Origin of the sequence: Kiloniella sp., assembly GCF_048259265.1 — a bacterium.
GTDB lineage: Bacteria > Pseudomonadota > Alphaproteobacteria > Kiloniellales > Kiloniellaceae > Kiloniella.
Window position 1 is genome coordinate 47,407 of record NZ_JBLXHT010000011.1, and the last position, 15,497, is coordinate 62,903.

13 protein-coding genes are annotated in these 15,497 nt (G+C 47.0%); 6 read left to right on the forward strand and 7 right to left on the reverse strand.

The genetic code is table 11. The annotated features are described in order from the left end of the window. Positions 1-8: 8 nt before the first annotated feature. The 4 genes from ACN0QW_RS16245 to ACN0QW_RS16260 all read right to left on the reverse strand — a co-directional run bounded on the left by ACN0QW_RS16245 (position 9) and on the right by ACN0QW_RS16260 (position 6,046). On the reverse strand, positions 9-1,160 hold the full coding sequence (locus ACN0QW_RS16245) for a UvrD-helicase domain-containing protein (protein ID WP_417432849.1): 1,152 nt from the start codon (positions 1,158-1,160) through the stop codon (positions 9-11). A 5-nt stretch (positions 1,161-1,165) separates the two neighbouring features. Continuing rightward, positions 1,166-2,530, reverse strand: coding sequence for a serine/threonine protein kinase (locus ACN0QW_RS16250; RefSeq protein WP_417432850.1), 1,365 nt, complete (start codon positions 2,528-2,530; stop codon positions 1,166-1,168). Between the two features lie 295 nt (positions 2,531-2,825). Continuing rightward, positions 2,826-4,847, reverse strand: coding sequence for a hydantoinase/oxoprolinase N-terminal domain-containing protein (locus ACN0QW_RS16255; RefSeq protein WP_417432852.1), 2,022 nt, complete (start codon positions 4,845-4,847; stop codon positions 2,826-2,828). 293 nt (positions 4,848-5,140) lie between these two features. Then, complete coding sequence (locus tag ACN0QW_RS16260; protein WP_417432854.1) at positions 5,141-6,046, reverse strand: DMT family transporter; 906 nt, start codon at positions 6,044-6,046, stop codon at positions 5,141-5,143. Between the two features lie 226 nt (positions 6,047-6,272). On the opposite strand from ACN0QW_RS16260, the gene ACN0QW_RS16265 reads away from it, so the two are divergent. Then, complete coding sequence (locus tag ACN0QW_RS16265) at positions 6,273-6,731, forward strand: Lrp/AsnC family transcriptional regulator (protein WP_299380459.1); 459 nt, start codon at positions 6,273-6,275, stop codon at positions 6,729-6,731. Positions 6,732-6,970: 239 nt separating this feature from the next. On the opposite strand, the gene ACN0QW_RS16270 is transcribed toward ACN0QW_RS16265, so the two are convergent. The 3 genes from ACN0QW_RS16270 to ACN0QW_RS16280 all read right to left on the reverse strand — a co-directional run bounded on the left by ACN0QW_RS16270 (position 6,971) and on the right by ACN0QW_RS16280 (position 9,911). Beyond that, positions 6,971-7,621: a GDSL-type esterase/lipase family protein gene (locus ACN0QW_RS16270; RefSeq protein ID WP_417432856.1), complete on the reverse strand. Its 651-nt coding sequence runs from the start codon at positions 7,619-7,621 to the stop codon at positions 6,971-6,973. A gap of 30 nt (positions 7,622-7,651) precedes the next feature. After that, on the reverse strand, positions 7,652-8,755 hold the full coding sequence (locus ACN0QW_RS16275; protein WP_417432858.1) for a D-cysteine desulfhydrase family protein: 1,104 nt from the start codon (positions 8,753-8,755) through the stop codon (positions 7,652-7,654). 478 nt (positions 8,756-9,233) lie between these two features. Next, a complete protein-coding gene (locus tag ACN0QW_RS16280; RefSeq protein WP_417432860.1) occupies positions 9,234-9,911 on the reverse strand; it encodes a cupin domain-containing protein in 678 nt (225 codons plus the stop codon). Between the two features lie 382 nt (positions 9,912-10,293). Between ACN0QW_RS16280 and ACN0QW_RS16285 the strand changes: the two genes are divergently transcribed. The 5 genes from ACN0QW_RS16285 to ACN0QW_RS16305 all read left to right on the forward strand — a co-directional run bounded on the left by ACN0QW_RS16285 (position 10,294) and on the right by ACN0QW_RS16305 (position 15,489). Further along, on the forward strand, positions 10,294-10,857 hold the full coding sequence (locus ACN0QW_RS16285) for a TetR/AcrR family transcriptional regulator (protein WP_417432862.1): 564 nt from the start codon (positions 10,294-10,296) through the stop codon (positions 10,855-10,857). Between the two features lie 337 nt (positions 10,858-11,194). Beyond that, the gene (locus ACN0QW_RS16290) at positions 11,195-11,977 is read left to right on the forward strand and encodes a hypothetical protein (protein WP_417432864.1); all 783 of its coding nucleotides are present in this window, start codon (positions 11,195-11,197) and stop codon (positions 11,975-11,977) included. Further along, entirely contained in the window at positions 11,974-13,230 is a 1,257-nt protein-coding gene (locus ACN0QW_RS16295) for a hypothetical protein (protein ID WP_417432865.1), read from the forward strand. The genes ACN0QW_RS16290 and ACN0QW_RS16295 overlap by 4 nt, the downstream gene beginning before the upstream one ends. Further along, positions 13,217-14,173 carry an AAA family ATPase gene (locus ACN0QW_RS16300; RefSeq protein WP_417432867.1) on the forward strand — a complete coding sequence of 319 codons (957 nt, stop codon included), beginning with the start codon at positions 13,217-13,219 and terminating at the stop codon, positions 14,171-14,173. Before ACN0QW_RS16295 ends, ACN0QW_RS16300 begins: the two co-directional genes overlap by 14 nt. Beyond that, complete coding sequence (locus ACN0QW_RS16305; protein ID WP_417432869.1) at positions 14,173-15,489, forward strand: DUF58 domain-containing protein; 1,317 nt, start codon at positions 14,173-14,175, stop codon at positions 15,487-15,489. Before ACN0QW_RS16300 ends, ACN0QW_RS16305 begins: the two co-directional genes overlap by 1 nt. Positions 15,490-15,497: the final 8 nt, after the last annotated feature.

The following is a 15,497-nucleotide window of genomic DNA, read 5'->3' on the forward strand; positions in this document are numbered from 1 at the left end:
CTGAGTTCCTATTTGAACAGATCATCAAGATGAGGTTTAGTTGGGGGTGCTGAACAAGCTTGTAACCCATTTTCAAACCAGCCAGGAAGCGTACCACGATGATAAACAGATAGCGATGTTTTACACCGAGTGACAGCGGTATAGCACATCTTTTTTTGAAGACGAAAGTTCTTCACAAGATCCATGCCTAGTAGATGAGCAGCGCGGAATTCAAGTCCTTTCGCTCCATTAATACTTACTACAATCACTCTTCGCTCTTTTTCAAATGCTGTGTATTTATCGTCACTCGTTTGAATATGAGCCTTATCGGCAATAGATGATTTTTGAATTAACTCTGATATCGTAGCAAGCTCAGATTTTCTCGGACATAATACTCCGATAAGTTCATCTGGATAAGCATCTAGCTGTACTTTGATTTGCTCTACTGCTTGATATACTTGATCCTCGATGTCGATGCTGGTGTTAGATATGACTGTTGATGGGAAGCTTTCTTCGTCATAGTTTGTCGTGGCTTCAAGGCCAGCTGCGGAATCAATTTGGTTTTGAATTCCATCTGCAACCCGGCACACAAACACACCGTTTCTGTAGTGTGTGGTTAAAGTTGAAACTGTTGCGCCTTTTTCTTTAAGGGAATCCAGAGCGCCATCAATTTCTGTCGAGATGCGTTGCTTACTATCACCAACGGCAAAAAGCCGTGTCGTAAATCTAGAGATCACTTCAAGTTCATTAGGGGAATAGTCTTGCGCTTCATCTAAAAGGATGCAATCAAATTGATTTTCAGGCTTATTGAGTTCTGCTAATGTTGAAAGCTCAATTAAAAGCCTTGCTCTTAAAGATTCAAAATCCGGTTCATCTATCGTGATGCCATTTTCACTTAGAAGAGTTTTACCCCACTTTACATATGTTTGAATTTTATCATTATCGAATGGGTAATGAGCAGAACCAGATGCAAGAAACTCTTTCAAAACCCTCCCAAATGCGAGTACTACAAGGTTTTGCAACCCATTTCTATATAAATATGTAGCTCGTAAAAGTAGAAGATTGGTTTTGCCGCTTCCGGGAGGCCCGAGAATGAGATGGTGTCCATCTGGGTTTAGTGCGACGACTTTTTTTTGCTCTTCATCCAGTTCTGAAGCATTTGTCCACCAAGTTTCGGCCATAGCTTTTAACTTTCCAAAATACTTAAATCTATATTTCGATTAACACCATTGGGTCCATAATTTTGAGCCTGCTCAACAGCCACGTAGATACTATTTTCGAGTATGCTTGTAATTCCATTTTCCGTAAAAATTCCGACAAATAGTTTTGTTGGTTTGGCATTCTGTGTAGGATTTCCAATATATGCTGACGAAAACAGCTCAATGGCTCCAATATTTGGGCTCAGAATATTAATTGTGTAGCAGATAGATAACTTCATTGGCATACTAAAGTTATTGTTCGGGCCTAGCGTGATAGTGACTTCATTTTCAAATCTTGTGACGACTACTGGAGGAAGGCTAGAGCTATTACTCGCGCGAATCCCACGGACTTTCAACTTGATCGTATCAATTACAGTTTGTTGCAATTCACTCGGGTCAACATCATTGTTCGTCTCGTCTGTTTGAACAGCTTTGGCTATTGCTTGACGACTAGTCACTCTTGTTTTTGCTGCTTCTGCAGTTGTATTATCTGCTTTAGGGGGAGAAAAATCATCCCAACCTAAAATGTCGGTGCGGACCTTAGGTGTTTTTGCGAGGCATACTATTGCTAAATCGACTAGGTAGCTTGGAACCGCTTTGTTGTGAATAGTCGGAACATCGTCCTTAACGGCAAGGACTAATCGACTGTAGGGAACAGATCGATCTGCAAACAACTCTTCACGCATTAGTAGATCGTGCAAGACGCCGCCAATTTGGTAAAATGTTAATGCTCTCCAACCTAGGGTCGAATCTTCTTCTTCTCTGAAAAGAAACTCAGGGGAGCTATATTGAAGAGTGCCAACAAAAGGTTGGACGCCATTATCATCAGTTATGCCAGGTTCTCCAACGGGACGCAAGACACCGAAATCTAATAGGACTAGCTTCGAATAGTTTTCTAAAATGGCTATATTTTCAGGTTTAATATCGCGATGGACTAAGTCGAGGTTCTCTAAAAATCGAGCACAATCGGCTAGTTGGGCAATTAATGAGCCAATGTTTTCGGTCGGGATTTTCTGCAAACAGTCTTTTAAGTTTGGTCCGTCTAGATACTCCATTACCAAGTAGTGATTTTTGGTGATGTCATCAATACCGCCGCCAAATAATTTAACCATATTTGGATGGTTATGGCCAACAAGTGTTAGTTCGCGCTTTATCCTTGCGAGTTGGACTTCATCACCGTATCGCTCGATTAACTCATCATCAAATATTTTAACTGCTGATTTTTCTTGCTCTTTGCTAGCTAGGAAAACTGCTGCGGATTTGCCTTGATTAATTAGATGCTCAATAGTCCAACCATCAATGCTTTTACCTTTAAGCTGTTCCTCAAGTTCAAGTGCTTTTATTCTGTCCATTTGAGATACTTTTAAATCTTAATTTTACATAATATTTTAAAAAAATTGTATCTCCAAAACTCCAGTTACTTTGGGCAACTTCTATTTTGACGTTACAATTTTTAGAAATTTTTGTTACCTACTTGGAGAGTTGGCACTATACGTAAACTCTTAATATAGTACCTTGTTTTTCAATGACCATTTTGGGGTTGAGAGAAGAGTCTTCTGTTTAAAATACACAGTATAGAAAAATATTTAAATCACAACCTTTAGTGTTATTTTTGTGGTAAAAGCTATTTCTAGTCCTTCAGACCAATCACCCCATCAATACAGGTCGCCCCTTCGCCGTCGCAATAATAGAGCTTTCGATAAAGAGTTGGTCGCCGCCGGCGTCGGTGATGATTTTGTCGAACTGGTCAACCTCGACGATGATATCTGTGGCACCGCTTTCTTCTGCCATTTGATAGGCCTTTTCTTCGGCGTGGGATTTGGCGTAGTCAATGGCGTCTTGGGCGACGGTGAAGTTCTTTTGCTCGCTGCCCATGTGGGTGCGGAAGCGGCCCTTTTCGGGGGAGGAGATTGTGACGGTGTATTTCTGGACAACGCCGCCGCACACGGCACCAACTGCGTTTGACACATCGGCGTTTTCCGGCAGGTTTAGCTCGGTGTTCAGGCGTGCGGTGATTTCCGGGTAATAGATGGCTGACGGGGCACCTGTTGCCACGATGCCTCTGCCCAGTTTGACAGTAAAGTCCAGAAGGGGGGTGTCGGTGGTGGTTGTCGTGTCGCTTTTGTTGTTAAGCGCATTGTCGAGCAGGGCGGTGCCTAAGCTTTGGCTATCGGCCATTTTTGGAATGTTTGCTTCGATAAAGGCGGTATCGAGAATGGTTTTACCCGCCTGAACGATTGTTTGCTGATAAATCAATTCCGCAAGGTCGTCTGGTGTGACGCCCAACAGGTAATTATCGCGCTGAGCCTGTCTTAAAAACAGTTGCGCGCAGAGCAGGGCGCCATCGCGGGTCCAGTTATTTTGTTTGTTCTGGATATGGCTACTGTCACTGGGGGTCAGGCCAGCATTAATGACGAGGCCGCGATCAATCAGGCGTTGCAAGGGGCCAGCCATGGCCGGGCGTTCCAGCAACTTGTTCAGGGCAACGGGGCTGTCGGCGAGGCTTTCCCAGATTTCCAGCTCCAGCCGTGATAGGCTGGTGAGGGCGGTGTTGAGTTCGCGCAGCTTTAATGCAAAGCGTCCGTCATGTTCGCCAATACGCGCGTTACGGAGCTGTTGTTGTAATTCTTCCAGCACACTTGGGTACTGTTGCGCCAACAAACTGATGGGATAAGTCCTTCTCGGACCAATAGATAAGAGGGCACTTGTGCCCCTCTGTGTCCGGTTGAGGGCGACTTCACTGTCACCGCCCAATCCATAGGTGCTGACGGCGACGGCCTTGACCATGGTGCGCCAGCCGCCGACGTTGGCGCCTTCTTCGCTGAGCTTGGGTTCACCATCCATCAAAATCGCGATATCGGTGGTGGTGCCGCCCATATCGACCACAAAGACATCACTGGCACCTGACAGATATTTGGCCCCGACCACAGAGGCCGCAGGGCCGGACAGAATGGTTTCAACCGGACGTTCCAGCGCGGTTTGCGCTGATATCAGTGACCCGTCGCCCTTGACCACCATCACGGGGGCCTTGATGCCCTTTTCCTGTAACATGATATCGACGGAATGAATTAGCTGATGCAGTTGCGGGATCAACTGTGCATTCAAAAACGCGGTGAGGGCGCGGCGCGGGGCATCCAGCCCCGATGACAGTTCATGGGCACAGGTCACCGGGCGATCTGTTTTTTCCAGTATCAGGTTGCGAACGGCTTCTTCGTGGGATGCATTGCGCACCGAAAAATAACCCGCAACCGCAAAGGCGGATACATTGGGGGCGTGTTCGTCGATGGCCCGTTGTACTGCGATGATATCCAGCGGGGATTGCTCATCCCCCAATGGCGTATGACCGCCATCAATAAAGACATAGGGGTTCTTGCCAATGGCGGTGCCGAGATTGGATCGTTCCAGTGATCCCTTGTCATAACCGATCATCATCAGACAGACCGGGCTGTCATGGGCTTCGACAATGGCGTTGGTGGCAAGGGTGGTGGACAGGGACACCATGCGGATCTGGTCGCCCTCGCGATCCATAATCCGGTTGACTGCATCACAGATACCGATGGACAGGTCGTGTTTGGTTGTCAGTGACTTGGCGGTCCGCAGCACACCGTCTTCTTCTGTGAAAAGAACCGCATCCGTATAGGTGCCACCCGTATCAATACCTAACAACATTCCCGAATAATCCGTAACTGCCAGTGAAAAAAGAACCCGTGATATAAAGAGCTTATACCTAAATCTCCTAGCAATTTACTATGAATATTGCTTCTCTAAAAGCGACGAGTGCTGTTGACGCAAATAGCAAAGTCTCTGATCGTCTTTATTTATTCCTCTTCGGCGTTATTTCATTGCTCATGTAGGTCTCCTACACGTCGCTCTTCACGCCTTGAATAGCAGTGAATTAAAAAATAGGGGCGTGGTGCCTCACCACATAAGCACGTTTCCTTTTGTGAGCCTTAATAAGGTACCTATCTTTTGCGGGCCTTGATCAGGCCGAGGGCACCGATCATGCCGATGGTCACGATGCTGACGCCGATGATCTCTATGGTCGTTGGCTCTTCGCCCAATACAGGAAAGGCGAGGATAACGGCGATACCGGGAACCAGTGCGGCGAAGACGGCACCCTTTGCTGCGCCGAGCAAGGCGACGGCCTTGGTATAGAACAACAGGGCAAGAATGGCAGAGCCGATGCCTTGGAACGCAGCCTGAAACAGGGTTTCTTCAATAGGCGCGACAAAGATTTGTGGATCACCAAAGGTAAAGTAAAGTGGTAGGTAAATGACCATGGACAGCACAGCAACCAAGGCTGTGGCGTGGAGCGGATCAGCCTTGAAGTACTTTGTGCCAATGGTATAGCAGGCCCAACTGCCGCCCCCGGCAACAAACAACAGGTGCCCCATCCATTGGTTATCCCCCGCCATGGCAAAGCCGGACCAACCGAGCAGGGCAACACCAAGGATAATGACCCCGAGGCCAAAGAGACGATTTTTGTCGGGTCGGTCGCCAAGAATAAACCAGCCGCCGATTGTGGATAGGGTCATCATGCAGCTTGGCGCGATGATCCCCATATGGCTGGCCGGGGCAAAGTTAAGCCCTGTGACGGTGAGCAGCATATAAGGCGCACCAGCCCCGAATGCCAGCAACAGACTACCGGGCAAGCCGATGCCTTTGAACCCGCGCTTGAGGATCAGGGGCAAAAGAATAATGCCCGCGACACCAAAGCGTAAGGCCGTAATATCATAGGCGTTCAAGGTCTGGTTCTGAAGGCCAAGGCTGGACACCACGGGCCACGCCCCCCACAACAGAGCAGCCATCAAGCCGTAAATGATACCCATTGTCAGTGCACTTTGCTCTGCCTTTAAAGCCTGATCCATAATTCTACCCGATACTCAAAAATATGTTTTACCTTTTTCATCCGGATCATAGCCGAATATTTACGTCGTTTGACTGCAAAATAAGTGGTTTCCCGATCAAAAAACTGCAACAAATAGAAATCGAAGCATTTTTTCGACTTTTACACGGCTTAACGGTTATCGAAACAGGCAACGGATTAGTGTCGCCCCTCTGATTAGCTAGAGCCAGACCACTTTAAAGACCAAGATGAAAATAGATAATTTCGACAAAGCTATCCTGAGATCGTTACAGGAAAATTCCCGCCTTAAATCAGATAGCATTGCGGAACAAGTTGGTCTGTCCGCGACCGCGTGTCAACGCCGTATTAAACGGCTTAGGGATATGGGGGCCATCGAAAAAGAAGTCGCGGTGATTAACCCCAAAGTTTCCAGCCATGGCCTGACCCTGATTGTGCAGCTTGTCATCGAACGCTGTGACGCCAAGATGTTGGACAAGCTAACGGCGCAGTTCCTTGCCGAAACCGAAATTCAACAGTGTTATAACCTGACCGGGGCTTTTGACTTTCTGTTGATCGTCACCGCAGAAAACATGACGTCATACGAGAAATTTACCAAGCGGGTGTTTTTTGACAACCCGGCAATACAGGAATTCACCACCACCGTCGTGATGGAAAACGTCAAACGTGGCCTGGAGTTGCCAATATAATCCCTAGCTGTTTTAACTGGGGCGGCTTTAGTTAGGGGCAATTTTAGGTGGCGGCGCTTTGCCGGAGTTTAATGAACTCTCTAGTCTTGTAGGCCGAGGTGTTTGGGGTAGTTGTTTAGCTTAATTTTAGCTCAAGGCGTGAAGCGCGACGTGTAGGTGACCTACATGAGTGATGAAGTAACGTATTAGATATTAGGCTATGAGATATTGGAAGAAAAAGTTAAGCTAGACAACTATATCTACGCCTGAAGAAGACCCTGCCAATGGGGCGAAGACTGCACGATTTTTGCCATGGCCTGATAGCCTTTTCCGGTTGAATGCAGACCGTCGTTCTCTGCCAGTCCCGCCATAAAATCATCGCTCGCGCTCAGGGCTTTGTGCATATTGATAAAGGGGATGTTCATATCCTGACAGATCGCACCGTATTCTGCTGATCCGCTGGCCAGTTCTTCGTTTTTAAAATCAAAATGCATGTTTGATACGGTCGAGAAAAAGGGCAGCTTGCTTTCATCAACAGGTGTCGGGCCAAAGACAAGCAAGGGCGCGATTTCTGAAAGTTCTGTCATCAGGGCTTTGAAGTTTTTCATGGCTCTTCGGCGCGGCGTTCTCGGCATAGGTTTTTGGTGTATACCACTTTTGATAAGGGCAAAATCGTTAGATCCCGTGGCGAAGACTATAAAGTCCTTTGTATCCTTTAATCGTGCCTGACATTCAGCTGCCGCGCGGCCCGATATTTCCTTCAGCGTTTGCCCTCTGACGCCCAGATTATAGTGGATAAAATTTTGTTTTGTTTCTGCCTCTAAAAGCGCGAGGCGTCCGGGCATCCCCAGCCGTGCTTCATCCCCCATTCCTTCCATGACGGACGCACCCAGAAAACAAACTCGTTTCATCTTTTTATCTTTCGGTGTTGGTTTCGTGGCTTAGGCAAAGAGAGAAGGGTAGGCCCCGAGTGCCTGAGCACCGCCCGTGTGCAGGAAGATCACTGTATCGCTTTTGGTCAATGTACCCTGTCTGATATGATCAACAAGGCCAGCAAAGGCTTTGCCGGAATAGACAGGATCAAGCAAGATGCCTTCGGTTCTGGCTAGTAACTCGATTGCTTCGTTCCCTGCATCGGATGGAATGCCATAGTTGCTGCCGCCATAGCCCGTGACCACCTGTAAATCCTGCGCGGGGTCCCAAGTCTCGAACCGACCAAGGCGCTCCAGTGTTTCCGGCACAATAGATTTAATGGCGTCTGTAACAGGTACGGGATCTCCATCGACTTCGACGCCGAGAACAGGAAAGGGGCGTTTCAAGGTGATCATGCCGGCAATAAGGCCAGCCTGTGTGCCACCGCTGGATGTGGCGTGATAAAGTGCTTTGGGGCTGAGGCCCAAGCTGCGGCACTGTTCGTGAATTTCCATCAAGGCGCTGGCGTAACCAAGGGCACCAACAGCATTGGAGCCGCCAACGGGGATGACATAGGGCGTCTCGCCCGCTTTTGTTAGATCGGATGCCAATTCTTCCATAATACGATCCCGGTCCGAGCCGCCGGGATGAATGGTAACTTCAGCCCCCAGCAACTTGTCGAGAACAAGGTTCCCCGATGTTTGGTAAGCCGGATCTTGCCAGTCAACATTTCGCACCAGAACCAGATGACACTTTAACCCATAACGTGCTGCCGCTGCGGCGGTCTGTCGGACATGGTTGGATTGTAATCCACCCGCCGTAATCACACAGGTCGCTTCCTTGTCCAGCGCATCCGCAATCAGAAATTCCAGCTTGCGGGTTTTATTACCGCCCCCGGCAAGGCCGGTGCAGTCATCCCGTTTGATAAAGATCTCTGGCCCGCCGAGATGCTTGGATAACTTACTGAGCAGGTGTAGAGGTGTCGGGGTGAAGGCCAGCGGCACAGATGAATTGAATTCGGTGAGCATGGAATACCTGAGAAACGAGAGGGCAAAAGATATAAAATTGTTCAGAGACTTACTTTGATCTCTTTCCGGTATTACTTCAATAGCGACAAGTAAATTTGCTGCCATATATAGCAATACCTGCGGGGTGGGCATTTGCTATTAACGGGTCCTATGAACGGGCATTTCATGATTGTATCGCTATCAAACCAAGTTGTGTGCAAACGTTTCACCTGTCGTAAATTTACTTCGACCTGCATCGCTTGAAATGATTTTGAATCTCCGCTCGATCGAGAGTGCGAAAACACGTTGAAATTTAAATCCGGTGAGCAGTCTACAGATTTTTCACATAGTCTGGACGACGATAGGGTTCAAGCCAATCCTTGTTTTCGGGGCCCTTGTTCTCGAGGCCCTTGCTCTCGACGGGTAAAGAGAAGGGGGTATTTGTTATTTGCGAGATGAAAATTTTAGCCACATAGCGCGTTAAATAAAATGCCCAACCACAAGATGCTGTCAAAAGATGCCGCCCTTAAAATGAGGAGCCCTAAAATGAGTAATCAGAAGGTGGTGAAGAAGAGTTAGGGCAGCAAAGAGTTAAGATTGGCGATTAGACTTCCCCTAGGTGCCCTGTTTTGACCAGAAGCGTTGTGTCGTTGGTGAAATCGTAGTTGACCTCGGTTCCGGTCGGATAGCGCAACCATGATCTTTTAGGAAAAGTCCGGCCATTGGATTTCAACTCACCCCTAACAACCAGAACTTCCATGCCTTTTTCCGGGGCGGTCAGCTCGGCCTTGGCATTTGCGGCCCATTTTTGCAGAGTAACTTTTTCGCTCTCGAACTCATGCAGGTTTAGAACGGTCTGTTCTTTGTGGTCACTCTCTGTCCAAAGGCTTTTGTCGTTTGTATTCACGGACTTTTGTTCCGTATCGTTTTTATCAAACTGCCAGAGCTTCACAAAAATTGTGCAGCCCTCTACAGTATGCGGCGAGTGGCTGGTCCCGATCGGGTTGCGCACATAGGTTCCGGCGGGAAAGTCGCCGTACTGGTCCGAGAACGTTCCCTCAAGCACAAAGAACTCTTCGCCGCCGTCATGGGTATGTTCCGGGAAATACTTGTCGCGGTCGAACTGCACAATCGTTGTTGCGCGCGCAACTTCATCGCCAATGCGGTCAAGCATGGTCCTGTTTACCCCCGATGCCGGAGAGGGCGACAGGCTTGTATCCGAAGGGTGTAGTTCGACAGGTTTCGTGAAATCAGTATTGATACGCATCGGGCTCTCCGTCATTTTACTGTCTCTTGTTGGTAACTGTCTCATTGTTGGCGCTATATCTCTAGGTAAGATTGTCGCCATAATTTCTAAGAAGGTATTACCCATAGCCAAAATGTATTGCCATAAGGCATTACCCGTAAGCCTATAAAAGTATTACCCGTAAGGTCCTGTCTACCTCGATCCTGGCATGTGTCTTGGCATGTGCCCAAGCGTGTATCTTAATGTGGCTCTCAGAAATAGTCATATAGATAAGCCTTTATTCACCTATATGTAAGTTATGTATCTATGAGTAGGTAATTTATCGTGCTTATCATTTATGCCTTTAAAAAGAAACGTCAAGAGGTTATCTATCATTTAATAGGTAAGCTTATCTGTTAGCTAAAAGTAAGAGAGACAAATGCCCGATAGATCAACAGAAAGATCGAAGACAGCGTCGTCCATTATGGACATTGCAGAAGACTACATTCGTACACGTGGCTATAACGCTTTCAGCTTTCGCGATATCTCTGCCGAAATTGGCATCAAGACGGCCAGTATTCACTATCATTTTCCCTCCAAAGCTGATTTGGGCGTCGCAGTCACACAGCGATATACAGAACGCTTTATTGAAAGCTTGGGCGAACCAAATGCTTACCCTGTCATAGAGCAGGTCCGTCGCTATAAAGAAGCCTTTCGGTCTTCTTATGCCGCGGGTGAGCAAATGTGCCTCTGTGGTATGCTGGGCGCAGAGATTTCATCTCTTCCAGATAACGTGATGATGAAATCCAAAGCTTTCTTTGATCAAAATATGTCCTGGCTTACCCGTGTGTTTTTATCTGATAAGGCCTGCGAATATTCTGAAGACAGCGCGCAAAGCGAGGCCCTGAAACTTTTGGCGCTGCTGGAAGGAGGGCTTATTGTTGCTCGAACATTGGATGGTCTTAAGACCTTTGATCAGATCATTGACTATAATCCCCAATAACGACAAGCCTGAATAACGATAAACTCTGATATCAATATCTTTGCTACTCACAATTGATCTATAAAAACAATCTGTTTAATTGTCTGGCAGGTCCTAAAAAACTATAGACATTCTTCTTGTGGCTGTGCCATTCTGCGTTGAATTCTCGTCAAGGTTTTGGTGTGTTGTGGTTGTTTTTTCTAATATGTTTTCGGCTTTTAATAAATATATGCCCGCCAAAATATCATCGACTTGATAAGGCTTTTTGGGGGGCCTTTGTCTTTTGTTTTGTTTAGGTAAAAGTTGGGTGCGGTATTGCCGATATCCGAATTTTCAAAAATATATATGTATAGGTTCTTTGGCCCTGCTACTTAGTTTGGCGGTTATTTTTTCTGTACCATCCAGCGCTATTGCCCAATCGGCTGAACCGTCGATAGATCAGTCTGTGGATGACGCGGTAGAAGACATTTATTCTGATAGTCGATACCAGAGTGAACCGCCTTTTGATATCAAAGCCGAAAAAGTTGAAAAGAAAGTACCTGAGAAAAAAGAAGAGGCTTCTTCAGAACCTCTACCCGACCTTTCGGCTTTAGAGTTTTTAGCCAAAATTATCTTCTATGGTTTATTGGCTGTTGGGCTGTTCTTGTTGATTAAATTCGGCTATCAGCAATATAAAGATTTCAAACGAAGACCTCAGAATAAAATAACTGTTAATGAAAAAACAGAGTCCTTTGCTAGGGTAAGTTCTATCTCTGAAGAATTGAGTAAAGAAACTCTGGAGCATGCGGATCAGTTGGCAGAACAAGGGCACTTTGAAGCCGCGATCAGGGCTATCCTTTTGTGTTGCTTGAAGCACGTTAAAGAGAGTTATCACGCGACTCTGCCCGATGCTTTGACGAATAGAGAGATTTTGCAGGCAGACTGGTTGCCATCTGATATCCAGACGAAAATGTCGATTATCGTGAATGCTGAAGAGTTGACCGAATTTGGCGGACGTTCTGCAGGAATTGAAGAGTTTACGGCGTGTCGTGACGCCTTTCAGGTTTTTATGACCCCGGCGAATACGACGCAACCTAGTGTAGCGCACCGCAAGACAGAGAGCGACAGGCATGCCAGTTCACAACACGGAGGCGTCAAATGAACGATCGGGTCTTTTCAAGACGCACTTTGATGTGGTTGCTGGTAATTGGCGTGCTTTCCTTTGTGGGTGCTTTTGTTGCTTCGATCTATCAGGATAAGATTGTTCAGCTGACTTCTTTTGGCGCTAATTCTTATTCTGAATCTGCTGTTGGACACAAAGCTTTTGTCAAGCTGTTGCAAAAGATGAACTTTAGAACTCGGGTCAGTCGGGAAATTCGCGGCGGGTTTAATTTTTCTGATGCGAAGCTGGTGATAGAACCACAGTCTGTCTCTGGATTGTCCGGCACTCTGAACGGATTTAGTGGTGTGGGATCGTTAATTGTGTTGCCCAAGTGGGATGTGCGTCCCGACCCCAAGAATAGTCGCTGGGTCGGGGAAATGGAATTGCGCAACTCGGATCAGGTTCAAAGTATTCTGAATTATGTTGGAAACGGCTTGAACCTTGTTCGAAATGACACCACGCTAACGGCTGAAAATTTCACATGGGATTCCGAGCTCTTTCCCCTGGATCAACAGTTATCTGTTCTTGCACCCCAGTTAATCGCGGATAATCCCGGTGTTTTGCGCCCTTTGGTATATAATGACCAAGGGGTTTTGTTAGCCGAAGTCATCCGATCTGATTTCTTTTATGACATTGATCGCACCTGGGTTTTGAGTGACCCGGATATTTTGTCAAATCACGGTCTGGATAATGGGGGGAATGCTGCCTTTATGATCCGCGTTATTGATGCGCTGACCCATGGACGCGCAGGGGGCGTTATCATTGACGAAACATCTCATGGATATGCAGCAGAACCGAGTTTGTGGCAAAAGATGTTTGAGTTTCCTTTTGCTGTTGTCACTCTACTGGCCGCTGTATCGGTGTTTTTTTTGGCATGGAGCAGCTTTAGTCGTTTTGGCGCGCCAGACAAAGATGAAAAAAAGTATCAGGCTGGCAAGGAATTCCTTATTGGCAACACCGCAGAGCTTTTGGCCTTTGGCGGGCATGGCGCGCTGATGCTAAAGCAATATACGGATAGAACACTACAATCGGTTGCAGCCAAATTACATGCCCCAAAGAATATGGAAACATATGAACTTTTGGAATGGTTAGATCGTGTCGGGTTTGCCCGTGGCACTGATTTAAGAGGCCACGATGTCATCAGGGCAGCAGAAGATCTATGCAACGCAAATACATTTAACGTTTTAGCTGCTATTCGCGCAGCACAGAATATCCATCGATGGAAACAGGAGATGCTGTATGGAACTGGATGATATCCGGACCATTAGTGATGGTTTAAAAGCAGAAGTACGTCGTACAATTGTTGGACAAGACGGTGCATTGGATCTGATGTTGGTCAGTCTGTTGTGCAAAGGACATTTGTTATTAGAAGGTGTGCCGGGGACAGGGAAAACTCTGTTGGTTCGCTCATTTTCAAAGGCATTGAACCTAAAGTTTGGCCGAATTCAGTTTACACCGGATCTTATGCCAGGTGATGTACTGGGGACAAACCTGTTCAATTTTCAGACAAACGAGTTTTCGCTCACCAAAGGACCGATCTTTACGGATTTGCTTTTGGCCGATGAAATCAACAGAACGCCGCCAAAGACACAGTCGGCGTTACTGGAAGCTATGAGCGAACGCTCGGTGACTATTGACGGCACCAGTCATCAGCTGGGTGAGGGGTTTTTGGTTATAGCGACACAGAACCCGATTGAACAACAGGGAACTTATCCTTTGCCCGAAGCACAGTTGGACCGATTCATGTTCAAACATGTTCTGGAATACCCCAGTGAAGCAGAAGAACGATCAATCGTCGCGATGCACGGCCACCAAACTTCTATGCCCAAACTAGACGAATTTGGCATGAAGGGCGTAGCTGATCTTGAAAAACTGGAAGAGATGAGATCGATTGTCCGTAAAATAAGGCTCAGTCCGGACATAACCAATTATATCGTGTCTGTTGTACGGGCAACGCGAGAGCACCCGGCGCTTCAATTCGGCGGGTCCCCACGATCAGCAACGATGCTGGCTGCAGCTTCCAGAGCTTATGCGGCCTTGCAAGGCAGGGATTATGTTATTCCTGATGATGTAAAGTTTGTTGCTATCCCCGGATTACACCATCGTGTTGTTCTTGCCCCAAGCGCAGAAATCGAAGGAACACGGACAAATAATGTCATTCGTGAAATTCTGGAACAGACTGCTGCCCCGAGATAATGAGACCAACGCTTCGTAGTGCCCTTCTTTTATCGCTGGGAGTTCCGCTCAGTCTTGTCCTGATTGTCTGGGATGAGGGGCTGTGGCTGTTTGGTGTGGTCTATTTGTTATTGGCTCTTTTCCTTATTGGGGTTGATGCTCTGAATTCATTGGCGCCGCGCCGGATTATATTGTCTCAAAATATCCCGCTGATACTTTATGCGGGACATGAAGACTATGCGTATTTCTCTCTGACTGTTTCCAGCCGACTGCGTGCTTTTGGTGTGACAGCCTTGTTAGATGTAGAGAGCGAGTATCTTAATAAACCGGCACCCGTCATTATTGATCGTCTGGACCAGAATTCTGTTGGTGAGCTGGCCTTTCCTTTGATCGTAAAACGTCGGGGAAAAGCCAAGGTCACGAACTTGTGGCTCAAGTGGTATAGTCCTTGGGGTTTGATTGTTCGCCAAACCAAGTGGGATCTGGCCCATGAAGTATCGGTTGTACCGAATGTTCACGCCGTAAGGACTGCGGCGTTACAAATAAACAGTCGTGATGCTTTTCATGGCGCAAAGATACAGAAACAACGTGGTGATGGGACAGAATTTGATGCGTTACGTGAATATCAACCGGGGTATGACCTGCGTTCAATAGACTGGAAGCATTCTGCCCGTCATAGAAAGCTGGTCTGTAAGGAATTTCAGGTTGAGCGAAACCACAATGTTATTTTGGCCTTTGATACCGGACATTTGATGACAAGGCCGATTGATGGTCTGCCGCAGCTAGACCATATGATCAATGCCGGGTTACTATTGGGGTTTATGGCCCTGCGCGGTGGGGATAAAGTTGGTCTTTATGGGTTTGATGCCAAGGTTCGAAGACTCGCAAAGCCGTTGGGCGGCCATCAAGCTTTTCACCATCTTCAGGCCAATTGTGCAGAATTGGACTATCAGCATAATGAAACCAACTTTACGTTAGGTCTTTCACATCTTGCCGGGCAACTGCAACGTAGATCGCTGATCGTTCTTTATACCGATTTTGTCGATACAGTTACGGCCGAATTGATGATTGAAAATGTAACCCGTATGGCCAAACGCCACCTGATTATTTTTGTGACTTTGGAAGATCGTGAACTTGCAAAGGTTGCGGAAAGAAAACCCCATTCCGTTAATGATATTGCCAAGTCAGTTGTCGCAGATGATTTTCTTCGGGATCGTCAAGTCGTTTTTGAACGCTTACGTCGCCTCGGCGTACATTGTATTCAGGCCCCGGCAGCTTCCTTGAGCGCGGACCTTGTCGAGCGCTATCTGGCGATTAAAAATCAGGAGCTTATCTGATATGGAAG

What these genes read in the sequence shown, in the direction of transcription:
- ACN0QW_RS16245 (WP_417432849.1), bottom strand. Translation starts at nt 1,160, where the DNA reads ATGGCCGAAACTTGGTGGACAAATGCTTCAGAACTGGATGAAGAGCAA.
- ACN0QW_RS16250 (WP_417432850.1), bottom strand. Translation starts at nt 2,530, where the DNA reads ATGGACAGAATAAAAGCACTTGAACTTGAGGAACAGCTTAAAGGTAAA.
- ACN0QW_RS16255 (WP_417432852.1), bottom strand. Translation starts at nt 4,847, where the DNA reads ATGTTGTTAGGTATTGATACGGGTGGCACCTATACGGATGCGGTTCTT.
- ACN0QW_RS16260 (WP_417432854.1), bottom strand. Translation starts at nt 6,046, where the DNA reads ATGGATCAGGCTTTAAAGGCAGAGCAAAGTGCACTGACAATGGGTATC.
- ACN0QW_RS16265 (WP_299380459.1), top strand. Translation starts at nt 6,273, where the DNA reads ATGAAAATAGATAATTTCGACAAAGCTATCCTGAGATCGTTACAGGAA.
- ACN0QW_RS16270 (WP_417432856.1), bottom strand. Translation starts at nt 7,621, where the DNA reads ATGAAACGAGTTTGTTTTCTGGGTGCGTCCGTCATGGAAGGAATGGGG.
- ACN0QW_RS16275 (WP_417432858.1), bottom strand. Translation starts at nt 8,755, where the DNA reads ATGGCAGCAAATTTACTTGTCGCTATTGAAGTAATACCGGAAAGAGAT.
- ACN0QW_RS16280 (WP_417432860.1), bottom strand. Translation starts at nt 9,911, where the DNA reads ATGACGGAGAGCCCGATGCGTATCAATACTGATTTCACGAAACCTGTC.
- ACN0QW_RS16285 (WP_417432862.1), top strand. Translation starts at nt 10,294, where the DNA reads ATGCCCGATAGATCAACAGAAAGATCGAAGACAGCGTCGTCCATTATG.
- ACN0QW_RS16295 (WP_417432865.1), top strand. Translation starts at nt 11,974, where the DNA reads ATGAACGATCGGGTCTTTTCAAGACGCACTTTGATGTGGTTGCTGGTA.
- ACN0QW_RS16300 (WP_417432867.1), top strand. Translation starts at nt 13,217, where the DNA reads ATGGAACTGGATGATATCCGGACCATTAGTGATGGTTTAAAAGCAGAA.
- ACN0QW_RS16305 (WP_417432869.1), top strand. Translation starts at nt 14,173, where the DNA reads ATGAGACCAACGCTTCGTAGTGCCCTTCTTTTATCGCTGGGAGTTCCG.